Source organism: Caulobacter sp. X (assembly GCF_002742635.1).
In the GTDB taxonomy this organism is placed as follows: Bacteria; Pseudomonadota; Alphaproteobacteria; order Caulobacterales; family Caulobacteraceae; genus Caulobacter.
The window spans coordinates 1,890,714-1,910,059 of sequence record NZ_PEGF01000002.1 but is presented as its reverse complement, the minus strand read 5'-3'; the positions used below and the strand labels follow the sequence as shown (position 1 = coordinate 1,910,059).

Annotated in this window: 19 protein-coding genes; 7 read left to right on the top strand and 12 right to left on the bottom strand. The window is 67.0% G+C overall.

The features are described from left to right. Positions 1-13: 13 nt before the first annotated feature. Entirely contained in the window at positions 14-487 is a 474-nt protein-coding gene (gene nrdR / locus CSW60_RS21510) for a transcriptional regulator NrdR (protein ID WP_099539077.1), read from the bottom strand. 32 nt (positions 488-519) lie between these two features. Continuing rightward, complete coding sequence (gene glyA, locus CSW60_RS21505; RefSeq protein WP_099539076.1) at positions 520-1,806, bottom strand: serine hydroxymethyltransferase; 1,287 nt, start codon at positions 1,804-1,806, stop codon at positions 520-522. 164 nt (positions 1,807-1,970) lie between these two features. On the opposite strand from glyA, the gene CSW60_RS21500 reads away from it, so the two are divergent. After that, complete coding sequence (locus CSW60_RS21500) at positions 1,971-2,417, top strand: MucR family transcriptional regulator (RefSeq protein WP_099539075.1); 447 nt, start codon at positions 1,971-1,973, stop codon at positions 2,415-2,417. 115 nt (positions 2,418-2,532) lie between these two features. Here CSW60_RS21500 and hemA read toward each other — a convergent pair whose 3' ends face one another. From hemA to CSW60_RS21470, 6 genes are all read right to left on the bottom strand, one after another. Continuing rightward, on the bottom strand, positions 2,533-3,759 hold the full coding sequence (hemA, locus tag CSW60_RS21495; RefSeq protein WP_099539074.1) for a 5-aminolevulinate synthase: 1,227 nt from the start codon (positions 3,757-3,759) through the stop codon (positions 2,533-2,535). Between the two features lie 172 nt (positions 3,760-3,931). Beyond that, entirely contained in the window at positions 3,932-4,828 is an 897-nt protein-coding gene (gene mmsB / locus CSW60_RS21490; protein ID WP_099539073.1) for a 3-hydroxyisobutyrate dehydrogenase, read from the bottom strand. 68 nt (positions 4,829-4,896) lie between these two features. Further along, a complete protein-coding gene (locus CSW60_RS21485; RefSeq protein ID WP_099539072.1) occupies positions 4,897-5,706 on the bottom strand; it encodes a class I SAM-dependent methyltransferase in 810 nt (269 codons plus the stop codon). A gap of 58 nt (positions 5,707-5,764) precedes the next feature. Beyond that, positions 5,765-6,817 carry an enoyl-CoA hydratase/isomerase family protein gene (locus CSW60_RS21480; RefSeq protein WP_099539071.1) on the bottom strand — a complete coding sequence of 351 codons (1,053 nt, stop codon included), beginning with the start codon at positions 6,815-6,817 and terminating at the stop codon, positions 5,765-5,767. 9 nt (positions 6,818-6,826) lie between these two features. After that, complete coding sequence (locus tag CSW60_RS21475; protein WP_099539070.1) at positions 6,827-7,435, bottom strand: histidine phosphatase family protein; 609 nt, start codon at positions 7,433-7,435, stop codon at positions 6,827-6,829. 7 nt (positions 7,436-7,442) lie between these two features. Beyond that, positions 7,443-8,582, bottom strand: a complete 1,140-nt coding sequence (locus CSW60_RS21470; protein WP_099539069.1) for an isobutyryl-CoA dehydrogenase — start codon at positions 8,580-8,582, stop codon at positions 7,443-7,445. 257 nt (positions 8,583-8,839) lie between these two features. Between CSW60_RS21470 and CSW60_RS21465 the strand changes: the two genes are divergently transcribed. The 4 genes from CSW60_RS21465 to CSW60_RS21450 all read left to right on the top strand — a co-directional run bounded on the left by CSW60_RS21465 (position 8,840) and on the right by CSW60_RS21450 (position 12,427). Further along, positions 8,840-9,304 (top strand): DUF2147 domain-containing protein, encoded by a 465-nt coding sequence (locus CSW60_RS21465; protein ID WP_099539068.1) that lies wholly within the window; start codon positions 8,840-8,842, stop codon positions 9,302-9,304. 134 nt (positions 9,305-9,438) lie between these two features. Next, positions 9,439-10,938 carry an NAD(P)/FAD-dependent oxidoreductase gene (locus CSW60_RS21460; RefSeq protein ID WP_099539067.1) on the top strand — a complete coding sequence of 500 codons (1,500 nt, stop codon included), beginning with the start codon at positions 9,439-9,441 and terminating at the stop codon, positions 10,936-10,938. Positions 10,939-11,016: 78 nt separating this feature from the next. After that, positions 11,017-12,021: a porphobilinogen synthase gene (gene hemB, locus CSW60_RS21455; RefSeq protein WP_099539066.1), complete on the top strand. Its 1,005-nt coding sequence runs from the start codon at positions 11,017-11,019 to the stop codon at positions 12,019-12,021. 10 nt (positions 12,022-12,031) lie between these two features. Continuing rightward, positions 12,032-12,427: an NUDIX domain-containing protein gene (locus CSW60_RS21450; protein ID WP_099539065.1), complete on the top strand. Its 396-nt coding sequence runs from the start codon at positions 12,032-12,034 to the stop codon at positions 12,425-12,427. Here CSW60_RS21450 and CSW60_RS21445 read toward each other — a convergent pair. Then, on the bottom strand, positions 12,424-13,050 hold the full coding sequence (locus CSW60_RS21445) for a TetR/AcrR family transcriptional regulator (protein ID WP_099539064.1): 627 nt from the start codon (positions 13,048-13,050) through the stop codon (positions 12,424-12,426). The two genes, CSW60_RS21450 and CSW60_RS21445, sit on opposite strands and share 4 nt — an antisense overlap. 54 nt (positions 13,051-13,104) lie before the next feature. Here CSW60_RS21445 and CSW60_RS21440 point away from each other — a divergent pair, with 54 nt between their 5' ends. Then, a complete protein-coding gene (locus tag CSW60_RS21440; RefSeq protein ID WP_099539063.1) occupies positions 13,105-13,947 on the top strand; it encodes a metal-dependent hydrolase in 843 nt (280 codons plus the stop codon). A 117-nt stretch (positions 13,948-14,064) separates the two neighbouring features. Beyond that, complete coding sequence (locus CSW60_RS21435; protein ID WP_099539062.1) at positions 14,065-15,042, top strand: c-type cytochrome; 978 nt, start codon at positions 14,065-14,067, stop codon at positions 15,040-15,042. Between the two features lie 67 nt (positions 15,043-15,109). Here the strand turns inward: CSW60_RS21435 and glyS are convergent, their stop codons facing one another. From glyS to CSW60_RS21415, 3 genes are all read right to left on the bottom strand, one after another. Further along, positions 15,110-17,308, bottom strand: coding sequence for a glycine--tRNA ligase subunit beta (gene glyS / locus CSW60_RS21430; protein WP_099539061.1), 2,199 nt, complete (start codon positions 17,306-17,308; stop codon positions 15,110-15,112). A gap of 6 nt (positions 17,309-17,314) precedes the next feature. After that, complete coding sequence (locus CSW60_RS21425) at positions 17,315-18,214, bottom strand: glycine--tRNA ligase subunit alpha (RefSeq protein WP_099539060.1); 900 nt, start codon at positions 18,212-18,214, stop codon at positions 17,315-17,317. Between the two features lie 140 nt (positions 18,215-18,354). Continuing rightward, the gene (locus CSW60_RS21415; RefSeq protein ID WP_099539059.1) at positions 18,355-19,296 is read right to left on the bottom strand and encodes a fasciclin domain-containing protein; all 942 of its coding nucleotides are present in this window, start codon (positions 19,294-19,296) and stop codon (positions 18,355-18,357) included. Between the last annotated feature and the right edge of the window lie 50 nt (positions 19,297-19,346).

The window sequence follows — 19,346 nt, the reverse complement described above, 5'->3', positions numbered from 1 at the left end:
TAGGCTTAACGGACTATAGCTCTTCCTCGACGCCGTCGCTCAGTCCCTCTTCCGTGAGGAACTTGGCGAAGTCGCCGGTTTCCTTGAAATCGCGATAAACCGAGGCGTAGCGGACATAGGCCACGTCATCGAGGGATTTCAACGCCTTCATGACCATTTCGCCGACCGTCGAGGACGGGAGCTCGGTCTCGCCCATGCTTTCCAGCTGACGGACGATGCCGTTGATCATCCGCTCCACCCGTTCCGGATCCACCGGACGCTTCTGTATCGCCAGGTTGATCGAGCGCACGAGCTTGTCGCGATCGAACGGCGAACGACGCCCCGATCGCTTCAGGATGATCAGCTCGCGCAGCTGGACCCGTTCGAAGGTCGTGAAACGGCCCCCGCACTCCGGGCACATCCGGCGACGGCGGATGGCCGCCCCGTCTTCCGACGGACGGCTGTCCTTGACCTGGCTTTCGGCGTGGCCGCAGAAGGGGCAGCGCATGATGTGGCCCCTCCCGCGGCGCCTAGACCATATTAGTTGTAGATCGGGAACCGACCCGTCAAGGCCAGCACTTCCTGGCGCACCTTGGCCTCGACCTCGGCGTTGCCGTCGGGACCGTTGGCGGCCAGGCCGTTGACCACTTCGCCGATCAGCTCGCCGACGCGGGTGAACTCGGCTTCCTTGAAGCCCCGCGTCGTGCCGGCCGGCGTGCCCAGGCGGATGCCCGAGGTGACCGTGAACGGCGCGGTGTCGAACGGCACGCCGTTCTTGTTGCAGGTCATGTGGGCGCGCTCGAGGCTGTGCTCGGCGTCGCGGCCCGTCACGCCCTTCGGCCGCAGGTCGACCAGCATCAGGTGGCTGTCGGTGCCGCCCGAGACGATGTTGACGCCCGACTTCAGCAGGGCTTCCGACAGCGCGCGAGCGTTGGCGACCACCTGCTTGGCGTAGGCCTTGAACTCCGGCCGCAGCGCCTCGCCGAAGGCCACGGCCTTGGCGGCGATCACGTGCTCAAGCGGACCGCCTTGCAGGCCCGGGAACACGGCCGAATTGACCTTCTTGATGATCGCTTCGTCGTTGGTCAGCACCATGCCGCCGCGCGGACCGCGCAGGGTCTTGTGCGTGGTGGTGGTCACGACGTGGGCGTGCGGGATCGGGTTCGGATAGGCGCCGCCGGCGATCAGGCCCGCATAGTGAGCCATGTCGACCATCAGATAGGCGCCGATGCTGTCGGCGATCTGGCGGAACTTGGCGAAGTCGATCTCGCGGCTGTAGGCGCTGCCGCCGGCGATGATCAGCTTGGGCTTTTCGCGCTGGGCGATCTCGGCCACGCCGTCATAGTCGATCAGTTGGTCCTGCTGGCGAACGCTGTAGGAGATCGGCTTGAACCACTTGCCCGACTGGTTGGCGGGAGAGCCGTGGGTCAGGTGACCGCCGGCGGCCAGGTCCATGCCCAGGAACGTGTCGCCCGGCTGCAGCAGGGCCATGAACACCGCCTGGTTGGCCTGCGAGCCCGAGTGCGGCTGGACGTTGGCGAATCCGGCGCCGAACAGCGCCTTGGCGCGTTCGATGGCGATGGTCTCGATCTCGTCGACATATTCGCAGCCGCCATAATAGCGCTTGCCGGGATAACCCTCGGCGTACTTGTTGGTCAGGATCGAGCCCTGAGCCTCCAAGACGGCCTTGGAGACGATGTTCTCCGAGGCGATCAGTTCGATCTGGTTCTGCTGCCGATCCAGTTCGCGACCGATACGATCGAAGATGTCACGGTCGGCGGTGGCGAGGTCCGCGCCGAAAAAGGCGCTGAGGTTGTCTTGGGTCATCACGCTCTCCTGGCGCTGCGGGGAGTCGGCAGAGGCGCCCTCTTTAACGAGATAGGCGCGGCAATCAATCTTGGAACCACAGGCGAAGCTGTGCGTTGCAGTCGCGCAGGGCGGCTCCATCCCCCTGCGAAATAACAACGACAGCAACGAGAGTGGGATATCTCATGGCGTCTCAGGGCGGCGGCACTTCGGACACGGCCAGCACCAACAGCCTCGACATCCTGGGCCTTAGCGCGGAAATCGTGGCGGCCTATGTAAGCCAGAACACCGTGTCGCAGACGGCCATTCCCGAGCTGATCCGGACGGTGCACGACGCGCTGACGTCGTTGAACAACGGCGGCGAGCCGCCGCGCCCGGTGGAGAAGGCCAAGCCGGCGGTGCCGGTGGGCCGGTCGGTGCAGCACGACTACATCGTCTGCCTGGAGGACGGAAAAAAGCTGAAGATGCTGAAGCGCTACCTGCGCTCGCACTACGACATGAGCCCGGAGGAGTACCGTCGCAAGTGGGGCCTCCCGCCCGACTATCCGATGGTGGCTCCGGCTTACGCCGCCCGGCGCTCGGACTTCGCCAAGAAGATCGGCCTGGGCAAGGGCGTGCGGCGCGGCAGCTGACCGCCGCCAAGTCTTTGTCTGGATGCCTTCCGGGCACGCGAACGCCGCCGGACTCCGGCGGCGTTTTTCGTTTCGACGATGGTTGGGCTGGTCGAAGCTGAAGTGCGTTGTGTCCTTAAGCGGCGTGACCGCCCATGCGGGCGACGTTGCAATGGGCCCACAGCTTTTCCATGGCCGAGACCAGCTTGCGCATCATCTCGTCGGTGTGGAACGGCGTGGGGGTGAAGCGCAGGCGCTCGGTGCCGCGCGGAACGGTCGGATAGTTGATCGGCTGCACATAGACGCCGTGGTCGGCCAGCAGCATGTCGCTGATCATCTTGCAGTGGACAGGGTCGCCGACCAGCACCGGGACGATGTGGCTCTCGCTGTCCATCACCGGCAGGCCGGCGGCGCGGAACATGGCCTTCAAGGTCGCGGCGCGCTCCTGGTGGATCTCACGCACTTCCGGGTGCTGCTTCAGCCAACGGACGCTGGCCAGCGAGCCGGCCACCAGGGCCGGCGGCAGCGAGGTCGTGAAGATGAAGCCGGCGGCCATCAGGCGGATGGCGTCGATCACCTCGGTGTCGCCGGTGATGTAGCCGCCCATGACGCCGAACGCCTTGCCCAGCGTGCCTTCGATGATGTCGATGTCGCCCATCAGGCCTTCGCGCTCGGCGACGCCGCCGCCGCGCGGGCCGTACATGCCGACCGCGTGGACTTCGTCCAGATAGGTCATCGCGCCGTACTTCTTGGCGAGCGCGATCGTGCCGGCGATGTCGGCGATGTCGCCGTCCATCGAATAGACGCTTTCGAAGGCGATCAGCTTGGGCGCGTCGGCCGGCGCGGCCGCCAACAGTTCTTCCAGGTGCGCCAGGTCGTTGTGCTTGAAGATCTTGCGCGGGCCGCCGCCGTTGCGGATGCCGGCGATCATCGAGGCGTGGTTCAGCTCGTCCGAGAAGATGATCAGGCCCGGCAGGATCTTCTGGACCACCGACAGGCTGGCTTCGTTCGAGACGTAGCCCGAGGTGAACAGCAGCGCGGCTTCCTTGCCGTGCAGATCGGCCAGTTCCTGCTCCAGCAGGACGTGGTCGTGATTGGTGCCCGAGATGTTGCGGGTGCCGCCCGAGCCGGAGCCGTGCGCGTCGACCGCGCCCTTCATGGCTTCCAGCACGACCGGGTTCTGGCCCTGGCCGAGATAGTCGTTGCTGCACCAGACCACGACTTCGCGTTCCGAGCCGTCCTGACGGGTCCAGGTGGCCCGTGGAAACTGGCCGCGCTGGCGCTTCAGGTCGGCGAAGACCCGGTAACGGCCCTCGTCGCGAATCTGATCGACGGCGCTGCGGAACGCGGCTTTGTAGTCCATAGCGATCTCTAAACCGACGGCCCGACGGTCGGCGGTCCCCTTGATTATTGGTTGGGCTTTTCGCACCAAGCGCCACGAGTGTCCATCTAAGGGCGTTTACCTAGCAAATAGAAATACCGGATCCGCGGACCTGATTTTGTCGATAAACGCTCTGATCGAGGCCTCCCCGGCGTCAGGCCAGTTCGCTCAGCCTACCCCGTAGAAGCTGGATCACGGCCGAGAAATCCTTGCCGCCAAAGCCATTGGCGGCGAACAGCGCGTACAGCGCCTCGGCCTGCGCGCCCAGCGGCGTCGACGCCCCAGCCTGGGCGGCCGCGCCTTGGGCCAGCTTCAGGTCCTTCAGCATCATGGTCGTGGCGAATCCGCCCTCGTAGCCGCGATCGGCCGGGGTCTGGGGGCCGACGCCCGGCACGGGGCAATAGGTGCTGAGCGACCAGCACTGCCCCGATGACTTATTGGCGATGTCGAAGAAGCGATCGGCCGCCAGGCCCAGCTTCTCGGCCAGGGCGAAGGCCTCGCAGACGCCCAGCATCGAGATCCCCAGCAGCATGTTGTTGCAGATCTTGGCCGCCTGCCCCGCCCCGTGATCGCCCGCCCGGATCGTGGCGCGCGACATCGGCTCCAGCGCCGCCTCGACCGCCGAGAAATCGGCCTCGTCGCACCCGACCATGAAGGCCAGGGTCCCGGCCTCGGCGGCCATCACCCCGCCGGACACCGGCGCGTCGGCGAAGCGGAAGCCCGCCTCCCCCGCCTGGCGCGCCACGTCGCGGGCGGTCTCGACGTCGATCGTCGAGCAGTCGATCAGCAGGGCGGACTTCGGCGCGCTGTTGAACACCTGCTCGCCATAGACCGAGCGCACGTGCGGACCGGCGGGCAGCATGGTGATCACCACCTCGGCGTCGGCGACCGCCTCGGCGACCGAGGCCGCGGCCTGGCAGCCAGCGGTCGTCGCGCGCGCCAGGGCGTCCGCCGACAGGTCGAAGGCGCGGACCTGATGGCCGGCGCCCGCCTGGTTGGCGGCCATGCCGCCGCCCATGTTGCCCAGCCCGATGAACGCGACGCGGGTCATCCGCTACTCCCTGCAAAGACGAACCGCGCCTCGTTGGGCGCGGCTCTTATGGTTATGGCTCGCGCCCGTCAGCGCGCCGAAGCGGGCTTGCGGAACTTGTAGACGAACTGGTCGGTCTTGCCGCGGATCGACGGGTCGAAGACGCTGGCCTTGCGGGTGTCGGCGGGGTCGCGCAGCACCTTGCTCTCGCCTTCGAAGATGAAGCCCGCGGCGGTCACTTCCGACTTCACCACCGCCGAGTCGATGCGGTGCAGGTCCTCGGTGTTGCGCAGGCCCGAGCCCGGCTCGGCCGAGTGGTCGATGACCAGATAGACGCCGCCCGGCTTCAGGGCCTTGAAGATCTGCCGGTTCACGACCGACAGGTCGGCGGGGCCCATGAACTTGTCGTGCATGTCGTGATAGTTCTGGGCCGTGAACACCAGGTCCAGCTTCTCCGGCGTGGCGAAGTTGGGCAGCGTGTTCAGGATCACCGTCACGTTCGAATAGGCCGGATCGCGGGCGATGGCGTTCACCGCCGGCTCGCGCTTGGCCAGCTTGGTCAGTTCGTCTGGCACATAGGCGTAGACCTTGCCCTTGGGACCGACGGCCTTCGAAAAGATCCGCGTGAAATAGCCGCCGCCCGGAATCAGGTCGGCGACCTTGGCGCCCGGCTTGACGCCCGCGAAGGCCAGGACCTCGCCCGGATGGCGGGCCTCGTCGCGCACCATGTCGGCGGCCGGACGCGACGGGTCGCTCAGCGCGGCGGCGATATTGGCGGGGATGGAGATCGCAACCGCGCCGGAAGGCGGCGGCGGCGGCGGCGGCGGTCCCAGCATCGGTTGCGTGGCGCAGGCGGCGAGGCCGAGCACGGCGACGAGACTGAGAAGCGGCTTACGCATGGCGATCCTTCCAAACCGGCACTTTATCGTTGTCACATACGTTAGCGCACGACATCCGCTACGTCAGCGGCGTCCATTCCTCGTCCGCCGGTAGGGCTGAGAAAATCTCGTCCAGCATGGCGTCGGTGACGTCCTCCAGACGCGCCGGATTCCAGCGCGGGGCGTTGTCCTTGTCGACGATCACCGCCCGCACGCCCTCGATGAAGTCGTGCCTGCGCACGACGCGCGAGCCGATCCGATATTCCATGGCCATGTTATCGGCGAAGTCGGTCATGGCCGCGCCGCGCTTCAGCTGCTCGAAGGCGACCTTCATCGTCTGAGGCGACTTGGTCTTCATGACCTCCAGCTGGGCCTTGCCCCAGTCGCTGGAGTCGAGGGTCAGGAACTCGACGATTTCCTCGACGCTGTCGCCGACGAAGAGGCGGTTCAAGTCCTGCTCGAAGCCCAGCAGGGCGGCCTTGCCGGCGTCGGCGCGGTACTTGCGCAAGGTCTCATCGATACGGCGCGGATCTGCGACGATCGCCTTCTTGAGCCCCTCGACGGCGCCGAACTCCACGAAGTGGGTGGCGATGCCCAGCCGCATGCAGTCCGCGCCCTTGATCCGGGCGCCGGTCAAGGCCAGCCACAGCCCCGCCTTGCCCGGCAGGCGCGGCAGGTACCAGCCGCCGCCGACGTCAGGGAACAGGCCGATGCCGGTCTCGGGCATGGCGAAGGTCGTGCGCTCGGTCGCGATCCGCACGTGGGCCGGCATCGAGATTCCGACCCCGCCGCCCATCACCACGCCGTCCATGATCGCCACGACGGGAATGTCATAGGTGAACAGCAGGTGGTTCAGCCGGTACTCGGTGTGAAAGAACTTGCGGGCCTCGACACCGTCCTTGGCCCCGCTCTCGGCCAGCATGCGGATGTCGCCGCCCGCGCAGAAGCCGCGCTCGCCCGCGTGGTCGATCAGCACCATGTAGATCTCGGGGTCTTCCTGCCAGTCCAGCAGCGCGGCGATCATCGCCTCGCACATGCCCAGGGTCAGGGCGTGCAGAGCCTTGGGGCGGTTGAGCGTGATGCGGCCGACATTCTTCTCGACGCGGATCAGGACTTCGGAGTCTTCGGTCATGGGCGGCCTTCAGGCGGGTTCGGCGGGTTCGGCGACCGGCGCGCAGTCGATACGCTCGATCCGGCCTCCGGCGAGACGGAAGATGGCGTCCTGCGGGATGTCCTGGCGCAGGGTCTCTTCCTTCGAGAGACGCGCGTAGAGGCCGCGCAGTAGGCGGCCCGCGACGCCGTGGCTGACGACGATCAGGCGGCGCTCCGGCTCAGCCGCCTGCTGCGCCAGCCAAGCGTCAAGACGCGCGGTCATGGCCTCGTAGGTTTCGCCGCCCGGCGCGTGGAAGCCCCAGGCGTCGTCTCCGTGCAGGTGCGGGTTCTCGCCCCTCACCTCCTCGCGGAGCCGTCCGGACCATTCGCCGACGTCGATTTCCACGAGGCGCTCATCGAACTCCACCGCCAGACCCAGGCGCTCGCCGATCGCCTCGGCGGTGTGGCGCGCCCGGCGCAGCGGGCTGGCGACCAGCCGCCACGGTCCGCGCTCGTGCGGGGCCACCAGATGGTCAAGAAGCGCCGCCATGGCCCGCGCTTGCGCCTGGCCCAGCGGCGTCAGGTCCGACTCCATCCGCCCCTGCAGGCGGCCTTCGCGATTGTGGAAGGTCTGGCCGTGGCGGCAGAGATAGATCATCCGACGCTCACTGGCGGAACATCTCGCGGGCGATGATGACGCGCATGATCTCGTTGGTCCCTTCCAGGATCTGGTGCACCCGCAGGTCGCGCACGATGCGCTCCAGCGGATAGTCCTGGAGGTAGCCGTAGCCGCCATGCAGCTGCAAGGCGTCATTGGCGACCTGGAAGCCCGCGTCGGTGGCGAAACGCTTGGCCATGGCGCACAGCTTGGTCGCCTCGGGGTGCTTGCTGTCCAGCGCGTGAGCCGCGCGGCGCACCATCAGGCGGGCGGCTTCCAGCTCGGTCGCCATGTCCGCCAGCTTGAACTGCAGCGCCTGGAAGTCCTTCAGCGGCCGGCCAAACTGGTTGCGGGTCTCCAGATACGTCTTGGCGGTGTCGAGGGCGAACTGGGCGCCGCCCAGAGAGCACGAGGCGATGTTCAGCCGCCCGCCGTCCAGGCCCATCATGGCGAAGCGGAAGCCCTCGCCTTCCTGGCCGATGCGGTTCTCGATCGGCACACGGCAATTGTCGAAATTGACCTGGGCGGTGGGCTGGGCGTTCCAGCCCATCTTGCGCTCGTTGGCCCCGAAGCTGAGGCCCGGCGTCCCCTTCTCCACCACGAAGGCCGAGACGCCCTTGGCGCCCTCGCCGCCCGTGCGCGCCATCACGACATAGACGTCCGAGACCCCGCCGCCGGAGATGAAGGCCTTGCCGCCGTTCAGGACATAGTGGTCGCCGTCCAGCTTGGCCGTCGTCCGCATCGCCGCGGCGTCCGAGCCCGAGCCCGGCTCGGTCAGGCAGTAGCTGGCGATCAGCTCCATGGACGTCAGGCGCGGCAGATAACGCAGGCGCAGGTCCTCCGAACCAAACCGGTCGATCATCCACGAAGCCATGTTGTGGATGGTCAGATAGGCCGCCACCGGCACGTCGCCGTAGCTCAGCGCCTCGAAGATGATCGAGGCATCGAGGCGCGACAGGCTGCTGCCGCCGACGTCCTCGTTCACATAGATGCCGGCGAAGCCCAGCGCGGCGGCCTGGCGCAGGACATCGACAGGGAAATGCTTCTGCTCGTCCCATTCGGCCGAATGCGGGGCAAGCTGTCCCTCGGCGAACGCGCGCGCCGCATCTTGAATTGCGACCTGATCCTCGTTCAGCGCGAAATCCATGCGCGACTTCCTCCCGATCGGGGCAGAACGGCCCTCACTTCTTTTCGCCTGACTGCGGCAGAGACAGGCGGCTGTCAATCACGCCCGGCGCCCGCATCGGAACCTTTCGCCGGCTTGCGAAGGGTGTGGCCTGAAATCCTCCGTTACACGACTTGAATCGGCGGAACGGCCACACCCCTTGATAACGATACGCATTCAGCCCAAATGGCGATCTTCGAGTCTGACCGTTCTCAACATAAAAAATTGCATCGACGACCATGCGTTTCGTGAAGTTCGTGAAGGCCGCTCTGGCGGCGGCTTTGGGAATGACCGTTATCACCGCTTCGGCCCACGCGGCTGACGGCGGCGATATCTCGCGCAGCTATGGCGTCTGGCGCAATCCGAAGAACAGCGTCCACCTCGAGATCAAGGACTGCGGCCCCAGCACCTGCGGCGTCGTGGTGTGGGCCAGCCCCAAGGCCGAGGCCGATGCGCGCAAGTCGGGCACGGACACCCTGGTCGGCAAGCAGCTGCTGCGTGACTTCGAAGCCCAGAACAACGGCTCGCTGAAGGGCCGCGTCTGGGTTCCCACCCTGAAGGTCACGCTGGTGGGCACCGCCGACATCGTCGACGCCAAGACCATGCGCGCCAAGGGCTGCGTGATCGGCAACTTCCTGTGCAAGTCGCAGCTGTGGACCCGCATCGACGGCCCAGCGGTCCTGGCCTCGCGCGCGGCCCCCTAAAACACGCTCCGCGGCTTTTGCTTGATTCAGCGCAAGAGCCGCGCGACCCTCTAAGTGTACAGTGATCACTTGAGCGTCCGACAGAGACGCCGAGCGATCCAGGCCGCACGACGGCCGGCACGGGAGGAACGAGCATGGACGAAGCGGCGACGCTTCAAACGACCGCGCGCGGCGCGGCGAGCGAGCATTTCGACGTCATCATCGTGGGCGCCGGCATATCCGGCGTCGGCGGCGCCTATCACCTGACGCATCAGAGACCCGGAACGCGCTTCCTGGTGCTGGAGGCTCTGGAGAGCTTCGGCGGCACCTGGCTGACCCATACCTATCCCGGCATCCGCTCGGACAGCGACCTCTACACCTTCGGCTATCGCTTCAAGCCCTGGGTCGGCCCGCCGATCGCCACGGCCGGCGAAATCCTCAGCTACATGGGCGAAGTGATCGACGAGAACGATCTGGCGCGCCACATCCGCTATCGCCGCCGGATCACCAACGCCGTCTGGTCCAGCCAGGACAAGCTCTGGACCCTGACCGTCGACGGCCCCGACGGCGTCGAGACCTACGCCACCAACTTCCTTTGGATGTGCCAGGGCTATTACCGGCACTCGGTCGGCTATACGCCCGATTGGCCCGACATGGACCGCTACAAGGGCCGGATCGTCCATCCGCAGACCTGGCCCAAGGATCTGGACCTGAAGGGCAAGAAGGTCGTCGTGATCGGCTCAGGCGCGACCGCGGCCACCCTGGTCCCGAACATCGCCGGCGACTGCGCCCACGTCATCCTGCTGCAGCGCTCGCCGACCTATTTCGTCCCCGGCCGCAACGAGAACGAGCTCGCCAACACCCTGCGGCAGCTGGACGTTGACGAGACCTGGATCCACGAGATCGTCCGCCGCAAGGCCCTGTTCGACCAGCACGAGTTCACTCGCCGCGCCGTCGAGGAATCCGACGCGGTGAAGGCCGAGTTGCTGGAGGGCGTGAAGATGTTCCTCGGCGAGGACGTCGATATCGCCAAGCATTTCACGCCGCGCTATCGCCCCTGGCGCCAGCGGATCGCCTTCGTCCCCGATGGCGACCTCTTCCAGGGCATCGCCTCGGGCAAGGCCAGCGTCGTCACCGACGAAATCGAGCGCTTCACCGAGAAGGGCCTGCTGCTGAAGTCGGGCCAAGAGCTTGAGGCGGACGTCATCATCACCGCCACGGGCTTTGATCTCAGCGTGCTGGGCGACATCGCCTTCGAGATCGACGGCAAGCCGCTGGATTTCGCCGAGACCGTCACCTATCGCGGCATGATGTTCACCGGCGTGCCGAACCTGGTCTGGGTGTTCGGCTATTTCCGCGCCAGTTGGACCCTGCGCGCCGACCTGATCGGCGACTTCGTCTGCCGCCTGCTCACGCACATGCAGAAGACCGGCAAGAAGCAGGTCGAGGTCGCGCTGCGGCCCGAGGACAAGGACATGAAGATCGGCGGCTGGATCGATCCCGAGGACTTCAATCCCGGCTACCTGATGCGCAACATGCATCTGCTGCCCAAGGCCGGCGACAAGCCCGAGTGGCGCCACACCCAGGACTATTGGGCCGAGAAGGAGATCTTGCCAAAGATCGACCTTACCGACCCGGCGTTCCGCTATTCGTGATCGCGTGATCGACGCGGAGGGCGGCCTTAAGGGGCCGCCCGTCTTGCCTCGGCGAGCGGCTCGGTCCAAATCAACGGCATGACCACGCCTCCCCTCGCCCCCTATCCGCACACCCGCCTGCGCCGCGTGCGCCAGGCCGATTGGGTCCGCCGCCTCGTCCGCGAGACCGAGGTGCGGCCGTCCGACCTGATCTGGTCGATGGTGGTGCACGAGGGCGAAGGAACCATCCCCGTGGCCTCGATGCCGGGCGTCGATCGCCTGTCGGTCAAGGAAGCCGCCAAGGCCGCCGTCCGCGCTCGCGATCTGGGCATCCCGGCCATCGCCATCTTCCCGCACATCGACGGCTCGCGGAAGGACGCGGCCGGCTCGATCGCCGCCGATCCGGACGGCGTGATCCCGCGCGCGGTCAAGGCCATGAAGGACGCCGCCCCCGAGGTCGGGATCATGTGCGACGTGGCGCTGGACCCCTTCACCGACCACGGCCACGACGGCGTGGTCGAGGGCGGCAAGATCCTCAACGACGCCACCATCGACCGCCTGATCGAACAGGGCCTGATGCAGGCCGAGGCCGGCGCCGACATCCTGGCTCCGTCCGACATGATGGACGGCCGCATCGGCAAGCTGCGCGCGGCGCTGGAGAGCGCCAACCATCAGGACGTGATGATCATGTCCTATGCGGCCAAGTACGCCTCGGCCTTCTACGGCCCGTACCGCGACGCCATCGGCTCGGCCAAGCTGTCGGCCGGCCAGGGCGACAAGAAGACCTACCAGATGGACCCGGCCAATACCGAGGAAGCCATTCGCGAGGTCGCCATGGACATCGCCGAGGGTGCGGACATGGTCATGGTCAAGCCGGGCATGCCGTATCTCGACATCGTCCGCCGCATCGTCGACGAGTTCCGCATGCCGACCTACGCCTTCCAGGTGTCGGGCGAGTACGCGATGATCATGGCCGCCGCCCAGAACGGCTGGATCGACAAGGACCGCGCCATCCTGGAAAGCCTCACCGCCTTCAAGCGCGCCGGCGCGGCGGGGATCATCACCTACTTCGCGCCGTGGGCGGCGGAGAAGCTGGGCGCTTAAGGCCGGCGCCATGAGCCGCGTCCTCGATATCGTCACCGCCGTGATCCGCGATGACGCGGGCCGCATGCTGCTGGTCCGCAAGCGCGGGACCTCGACCTTCATGAAGCCTGGCGGCAAGCGCGACGCGGGCGAGGACGACCTGACCACCCTGGCTCGCGAGCTCGAGGAGGAGCTGGGCTGCCGCCTGGTCGCCGCCGACCTGCTCGGCCATTTCAGCGCGCGGGCCGCCAACGAGGCCGGCTTCACCGTCCAGTCGGCGACCTATCTGGCGACCGTCGAGGGCGAGATCGCGGCGCGGGCCGAGATCGAGGAGCTCATCTGGATCAGTCCAGCGGCGCCTGGCGATCTGCGCCTGGCGCCGCTGCTGATCGAGCAGGTGCTGCCCGCCTTGCTGGCTCGCGCCTAGCCCTTCGCGGCCAGGGCGCTGATGCGTCCCTGAACCATGTCGAGCGCCAGCTCTCGCGCCCGCTGCGGAGGCCGCCCCAGCAGCTCGGACAAGGTCGGTCCGAACAGTCCGACCCCAACCGCCAGGATGATGTTGAGCAGGATGAAGTCGACGATCGCCTCGCGATCCAGGCCGACCGCCTGAGCCACGCGTGTGTCGACGACCTCGTCGACGACGTCGCGGACCAGGGTCATGCGCCGGCTCTCGCCCGTCAGCTCCAGCCACGCCGCCAGACGGGCCGCGCCCTTGGCCTCGAAAGCCTCGAACAGCGCCTGGGCGCCGAATCCGGCCGTCGCGCCGCCGACATTGAAGCCCTCGATCACCCTGTCGGCCAGGGCGCGGATCATCCGTTCCATCAGCGCCGTCTCGACCCCCGAGATCGAGCCGAAATGGTGGATGACATTGGCGTGGACCACGCCCGCGGCCTTGGCCACATCCGCCAGCTTCAGCGCCTGAGGCCCTTGCTCCACAAGGATCGCCTCGGCGGCGGCTAGGATGTTCTCGCGCGCGGCCTCGGGCGAGCGACGGACTCGGGGCGGACGGGGCGCGGACGCTTCTATTGACATTTTTGTCAGTATGACCAAGTCTGAGGCTCAAGGCCGATGTCCAAGCCCTAAACCGGCGGAGCCCAGAACGCCATGTCCGAGACCAAGCATACGCCCGACGACCTCCACGTCGCCCCGCGCGATATCCGTTTCAACCTCGACAGCGCCCGCCAAGGTCACTGGCTGGGCGGCGATCCGGTCGGCACGGCGGTGTTCAACGCCCTGTCCCTGACCTTCCCCGACGGCGAGCGGATGTTCATGGACGCCGTGAAGGCCTATCGCGACCGGCTCACCGGCAAGCTCGCGGAAGACGCCCGGGGCTTCATGGTCCAGGAAGCGATCCACTCGCGCGAGCACCACCAGCTGAACAGCCTGATCGACCGCGACCGCTATCCAGTGGCCGAGATCGAGGAGACGATCCGCGGCCGCGTGAAGATGGCCCGCGATCGCGGCCCGATGGGCATGCTGATCTCGACCATCGCGCTGGAGCACTTCACCGCCATGATGGCCGAGATGCACGCACGCCATCGCGACCTCTTCGCCACCACCGATCCCGAGATCGAGAAGCTGTGGCGCTGGCACGCCATGGAGGAGACCGAGCACAAGGCCGTCGCCTACGACGTCTTCCTGGAGGTGACCAAGGACTGGTCGCCGCTGAAGCGCTACTACGTCCGCTGCCGGGCCATGGCCCTGGTGACCTATATGTTCACCCGCAACATCACCCGCTACGCCGCGCGGCTGCTCGAAACCGACGGTTATTCGCCGGAAGACGCGCTGAAGGCGGTGAAGCGCTATGTCTGGCGTGAGCCGGGCATCTTCAGTCGCGGCGCCAAGACCTATTTCGCCTGGTACCGCCCCGGGTTCCACCCGTGGGACCAGGATGATCGCGCTCAGTTCGCCGACTGGAAAGCCGAGTTCGACGCGGCGGCCGCATGACGCTTGCCCCGCGAACAGCCGTTCGGTAGGGCTTCGCGCCGCCGCCCTCAAATCCCGCGAGCTTGAGCGTCGGCGCCAGAGCGCGCCATAGCCGCTCGTCACGCTGGGGGCTTTGAGATGCGGTTGAGCGCGGTGTCGTCGATGATGGTCCTGGGCGGCGCTGTGCTTTGCCTGGCCGCCTGCCAGCCCAAGCCAACCGCCGCGCCGGGAGCCCTGCTCGGCTGGGCCTATCCGCAAGGCCAGAAGTCCAATCTGCCGCCCTATCCGACCGGCCCTCAGCATATTCCCGGCAGCACGGTGACCTATACCGGCGAGGCGCTGAACAAGGGCGCGGGTCCGCCCGACTGGTTCCCCGACAGCCATCCGCCCGCGCCCGAGGTGGTCGCCCAGGGCCGCAAGGGCCTGATGGCCTGCGCCGAATGCCACCAGATCGGCGGCGGCGGCTCGCTGGGCACGCCGAACCTGGCGGGGCTTTCCGAGGAATACATTGTCCAGCAGGTGCGCGAGTTCCGCGAGGGCCGACGTACGTCGTGGAGAGCCAACTGGCCCACGAACCAGGACATGATCAAGGTCGCCAAGACCGTCACGGACGAGGAGCTCGCGGCCGCCGCGGCCTATTACGCCGCCCTGCCCTACAAGCCGCGCGTCCGCGTCGTGGAAGGAACCACCGCGCCGGCGACCAAGCCGAACTATTACGGCTGGCTGGATCTCGACCCCGACAAGCCGGATCAGCCGCTGAACGGCCAGGTGATCGAGGTCGCCGAGGACTGGCCGCGCATGCTGCTGGCCGATCCGAACGCGGTGATCGTGGTCCATGCGCCGGTCGGATCGACGGCGCGGGGCGAGGCGCTCGCCAAGTCCGGCGGCCCCGGCGGCCAGGTCTGCGCGGCCTGCCATGGCGAGAGCCTGAGGGGCTCCCCCGTCGCCCCGCCCTTGGCGGGACGCTCGGCGGCGTACCTGGCGCGGCAACTTCTGGACATCAAAACGGGCGCGCGAAGCGGTCCGTCGGTGAGCCAGATGCAGGGGCCGGCAAATGGCCTGAGCGACGAGCAAATCCGAGACCTGGCGGTCTATGCGGCGTCGTTGAGGCCTTAAAGGCAATCGCCCTCCCGCGCGGGACGCGGGAGGGCGAAGCATGCTTCGAAAGGGGTGCGAGAGCGCCCTACCCCGCGATCAGGCCAAAGTCCGCCACCTGGCCCATCGCGTCCCGCACGGCCGCCAGCGTCCGCAGGCGGTTGTCGCGGTGCTCGGGTTCATTGACGAAGACGCCGTCCAGATAGGCGTCGACCGGACCGCGCAGTTCGGCCAGCTGGGTCATGGCGCCGGTGAAGTCTTCGTTGGCCAGGGCGTCCTTCAGCGGCTTATCCAGCAGGCGCAGGGCGTTGTAGAGACCCACCTCGGCGGCGCTGTCGGCGGTCGGCGCCTGCATCTCGCCGGTCGGCAGCGGGCCCTTCTTCTCCTCGGCCTTGAGGATGTTGGAGGCGCGCTTGTAGCCGGCCAGCAGGTTCTTGCCGTCGTCGGTCTTCAGGAAGCCGTCCAGGGCCTCGACGCGCGCAACGATCCGCGCCAGGTCGTCGTCGCCCAGGGCGAACACGGCGTCGACGAGGTCATGGCGCTTGCCCTGATCGCGCAGGGTGACTTTCAAGCGGTCGGCGAAGAAGGGCAGCACGCCGAATTCATCTTCAAGAACCGGCCATGCGTCGATATCTTCGCCACGCAACTTCGAAAACGCCTCAAGGTGCTCTTTGAAATTTGCGTAAGACTTCCTAAGCGAGTTCACAACGTCAGCGCTCGCCTCGGCCAGCTCAGCGTAGCTTCCCGCAACGCTAGAAGACATCTCAACCTCCATACTGGAGGCCTGATTCCTCAACTCTTGACGGCTAACAACTTTAGCCAGCGGAAGACGAATACCGTTTTCAATAACGATCCGGATCACGCCGAGCGCCGCCCGGCGCAGAGCATAGGGGTCTTTCGAGCCCGTCGGCCTTTCGCCGATAACGAAGAAACCAATTAGCGTATCCAGCTTATCCGCCAGCGCCACGGCGATGCTTACCGGCGCCGTCGGCACGGCGTCCGAAGGCCCCTGCGGCTTGTAGTGATCGCGCACCGCGTCGGCGATCTCGCCGTCAAGGCCGAAGGTCCGGGCGTAGTACCCGCCCATGATCCCCTGCAGCTCCGGGAACTCGCCGACCATCTGCGAGGCGAGGTCGGCCTTGGCCAGGCGCGCGGCTTCCTTGGTCTTCTCGACATCCGCGCCGACCAGCGGGGCGATCTCGCCGGCCAGGGCGACGATGCGCTCGACGCGCTGGGCCATGGTGCCGAGCTTGGCGTGGAAGGTCACGCCGTCCAGCTTCTTCAGCCACGGTTCGAACCCGACCTTGACGTCCTCGTCCCAGAAGAAGCGGGCGTCGGACAGGCGCGAGGACAGCACCTTGGCGTTGCCGGCCGCGATCACCGCGCCGCCGTCGGCCGCCTGGATGTTGGCGATGGTAATGAAGTGCGGGGCCAGGCCCGCTTCACCGGCCTTGCGGACGGCGAAGTACTTCTGGTGCGTGCGCATCGAGGTGCGGATGACCTCGGGCGGCAGGCTGAGGAACACCGGATCCATGTCGCCCAGCACCGGCGTCGGCCATTCGGCCAGGCCCGCCACTTCGTCGAGCAGGCCCTGGTCCTCGACCAGCTCCAGGTGACGCGCGAAGCACAGGGTCTTGCAGCCTTCCAGGATGCGGGCTTTCCGCTCCTCGACGTCCAGCACGACGAAGTGCTTTTCCAGGCCCGCGACATATTCGTCGAAGTCCTTGGCGACGAACGGCTTGGCCTCGCCCATGAAGCGGTGGCCCTCGGTGACGTCGCCGCTTTCGATGCCCTCGATCGAGAACGGCACGACCTCGCGGTCCAGCACGCACAGGATGCGCTTCAGCGGCCGCACCCAGCGCAGCTTCTTGTAGCCCCAGATCATCGACTTGGGCCACGGGAAGCCCCGGACGATGGCCTCGACCATCTCGGCGACGATTTCGGCGGTCGGGCGGCCCTTCTTCTCGATGAAGGCCATGTAGACGCCGTCGCGTTCGACCAGCTGGTCTTGTGTCAGGCCAGTCTTGCGCAGGAAGCCTTCCATGGCTTGCGGCGGGGCGCCGACGCGAGGCCCCTTGAGCTCTTCCTTGCGGTCGGCCTGGGCCAGCGGCAGGCCTTCGGCCACCAGGGTCAGGCGGCGCGGGCCGGCGAAGGTCGTCAGGGCTTCGGGCAGGAAGCCGGCGGCGGCCAGGTGCTCGCGCGCCATGCGCTCCAGGTCCTTGGCGGCCTGGGCCTGCATGCGGGCGGGGATCTCTTCCGAGAACAGTTCGAGGAGAAGTTGGGGCATCGTGACTTACGCGGCTTCCTGCTGATCGACCCAGGCGCTGGCGCACAGCTTGCAGAGGTCGCGGATGCGGCCGATGTAGCTGGCGCGCTCGGCGACGGCGATCGCGCCGCGGGCGTTCATCAGGTTGAAGAGGTGGCTGGCCTTGAGGACCATGTCGTAGGCGGGCAGCACGAGCGCCTTGTTCTGGTACGAACGGGCCAGCATCAGCGGAACCTGCTCCTCCATCTGCTCGAACTGCTGCTTGAGCACGGCGACGTCGTATCCGTGGAAGTTGGCTTCCGACTGCTGGCGCTCGTTCTCCAGGAACACGTCGCCATAGGTCGTCGCGCCCAGCGGCGAGTCGGGATCGTTGAACGGCAGATCGTAGACGTTGTCGACGCCGAACACGTACATGGCCAGGCGTTCCAGGCCGTAGGTCAGCTCGCCGGCGACCGGCGAGACGTCGAGGCCCCCGACCTGCTGGAAGTAGGTGTACTGCGACACTTCCATGCCGTCGCACCAGACTTCCCAGCCCAAGCCCCAGGCGCCGACGGTCGGGTTTTCCCAATCGTCTTCGACGAAACGGATGTCGTGGGTGCGCAGGTCGAGGCCGATCGCCTCCAGCGAGCCGAGATACAGGTCCTGCATGTTCTCGGGGTTCGGCTTCAGTATGACCTGATACTGATAGTAGTGCTGCAGGCGGTTGGGGTTCTCGCCATAGCGGCCGTCGCCCGGACGACGCGAGGGCTGCACATAGGCCGCGTTCCAGGGCTTGGGGCCAAGGGCGCGCAGCACCGTGGCCGGGTGCAGGGTCCCCGCCCCCACCTCGACGTCGTGCGGTTGCAGGATCACGCAACCCTGCCGGCTCCAATAGTCATGGAGCGTCAGGATCAGGCTTTGGAAGGACTTGGGTTTTTCGCGCGACATCAATCGAAGCAGGCCTAGAAAAAAGTCGGCGGACCATAGGGCCCGCCGACCGGTGCTTCAAGCGATGTCCGGGGCGCGTCAGGCGAAAGTGTGAGCGGTTTCGCCGCCGACGCGCCGCCAGCAAGAAAGCTTGGAAGGCCTTAGTTGCCCTTGGGCGCGCTGCGCTTGCCGGCGTTGGACATCGGCTTGCCGTACTTGGCGCGATTTTCGGGGGTGTCGGCGACCGGGCCGTTGGAGACGACGTTCGGATCCCCCGCCTTCAGCGAGGCCTGAGCATCAGGCGATTGCGACGAGACCGGGACGACCCCCGAGGCGCTGACGCCCGCCGCCGGAGCGGCCATGGCCGAGGGCGAAGCGGCCGGATCGGCGGCCACGTCGGTGGCGGTCGCGGGGGCCGGCGGGGTCGGGTTGGCGGCTGGAACCTGGGCGCCGGCCTGCTCGGCCGGAGCCGGCGGCGAGACCTGCTCGTTGGCCGCGACGTTCATCGTCGCGCCGGAGTCGGTGGCGGCCGGGGCCGAGGCTGCTTGCAGGCCCGGCACGTCCTTGGGCAGTAGGACCTTGTCGACAACGTGCAGCACGCCATTGGTGGCCATCACGTCGGCCTGGACGATGTTGGCGTTGTCGACCATCGGCGTCGCGCCGCTGCCGTCCAGCATCAGGGCCGAGCCCTCGACGCTTTTAACCTCGCCCTTGGCGCCCTTGATCTTGCTGGAGTCCACCTTGGCGTTGATCAGGTGGTAGGTCAGCACCTTCTGCAGCATCGGGCCATTGTCCGGCGCCATCAGCTTGTCCAGCTCGCCGGCCGGCAGGGCCGCGAAGGCCGCGTCGGTCGGGGCGAACAGGGTCAGGTTCTGGTTGGTCTTCAGGACGCTGGTCAGGTTCACCGACGAGACGGCCTTCAGGAAGGTGTTGAACTGGCCCGAGGCCTGGGCCGTCTGGATCAGGTCGCCCTTCGCCACCACGGGCGAGGCGGCCGCCGGCGCCTGCGGCGCGGGCGCCGCGGTGTCGGCGGTTTGGGCATGAGCCGCGCCGGCCATCAGGGCGATCGCGGCGGCGGCGGTCAGAAGGCGCTTGGTGGTCATGGTCGAGTTCCTTTCGGTTCGAGCGGTGTACGCCCAAGCCTCGGACTCGG

Coding starts and splice junctions, on each gene's coding strand:
- nrdR (WP_099539077.1), bottom strand. CDS start 487: ATGCGCTGCCCCTTCTGCGGCCACGCCGAAAGCCAGGTCAAGGACAGC.
- glyA (WP_099539076.1), bottom strand. CDS start 1,806: ATGACCCAAGACAACCTCAGCGCCTTTTTCGGCGCGGACCTCGCCACC.
- CSW60_RS21500 (WP_099539075.1), top strand. CDS start 1,971: ATGGCGTCTCAGGGCGGCGGCACTTCGGACACGGCCAGCACCAACAGC.
- hemA (WP_099539074.1), bottom strand. CDS start 3,759: ATGGACTACAAAGCCGCGTTCCGCAGCGCCGTCGATCAGATTCGCGAC.
- mmsB (WP_099539073.1), bottom strand. CDS start 4,828: ATGACCCGCGTCGCGTTCATCGGGCTGGGCAACATGGGCGGCGGCATG.
- CSW60_RS21485 (WP_099539072.1), bottom strand. CDS start 5,706: ATGCGTAAGCCGCTTCTCAGTCTCGTCGCCGTGCTCGGCCTCGCCGCC.
- CSW60_RS21480 (WP_099539071.1), bottom strand. CDS start 6,817: ATGACCGAAGACTCCGAAGTCCTGATCCGCGTCGAGAAGAATGTCGGC.
- CSW60_RS21475 (WP_099539070.1), bottom strand. CDS start 7,435: ATGATCTATCTCTGCCGCCACGGCCAGACCTTCCACAATCGCGAAGGC.
- CSW60_RS21470 (WP_099539069.1), bottom strand. CDS start 8,582: ATGGATTTCGCGCTGAACGAGGATCAGGTCGCAATTCAAGATGCGGCG.
- CSW60_RS21465 (WP_099539068.1), top strand. CDS start 8,840: ATGCGTTTCGTGAAGTTCGTGAAGGCCGCTCTGGCGGCGGCTTTGGGA.
- CSW60_RS21460 (WP_099539067.1), top strand. CDS start 9,439: ATGGACGAAGCGGCGACGCTTCAAACGACCGCGCGCGGCGCGGCGAGC.
- hemB (WP_099539066.1), top strand. CDS start 11,017: ATGACCACGCCTCCCCTCGCCCCCTATCCGCACACCCGCCTGCGCCGC.
- CSW60_RS21450 (WP_099539065.1), top strand. CDS start 12,032: ATGAGCCGCGTCCTCGATATCGTCACCGCCGTGATCCGCGATGACGCG.
- CSW60_RS21440 (WP_099539063.1), top strand. CDS start 13,105: ATGTCCGAGACCAAGCATACGCCCGACGACCTCCACGTCGCCCCGCGC.
- CSW60_RS21435 (WP_099539062.1), top strand. CDS start 14,065: ATGCGGTTGAGCGCGGTGTCGTCGATGATGGTCCTGGGCGGCGCTGTG.
- glyS (WP_099539061.1), bottom strand. CDS start 17,308: ATGCCCCAACTTCTCCTCGAACTGTTCTCGGAAGAGATCCCCGCCCGC.
- CSW60_RS21425 (WP_099539060.1), bottom strand. CDS start 18,214: ATGTCGCGCGAAAAACCCAAGTCCTTCCAAAGCCTGATCCTGACGCTC.
- CSW60_RS21415 (WP_099539059.1), bottom strand. CDS start 19,296: ATGACCACCAAGCGCCTTCTGACCGCCGCCGCCGCGATCGCCCTGATG.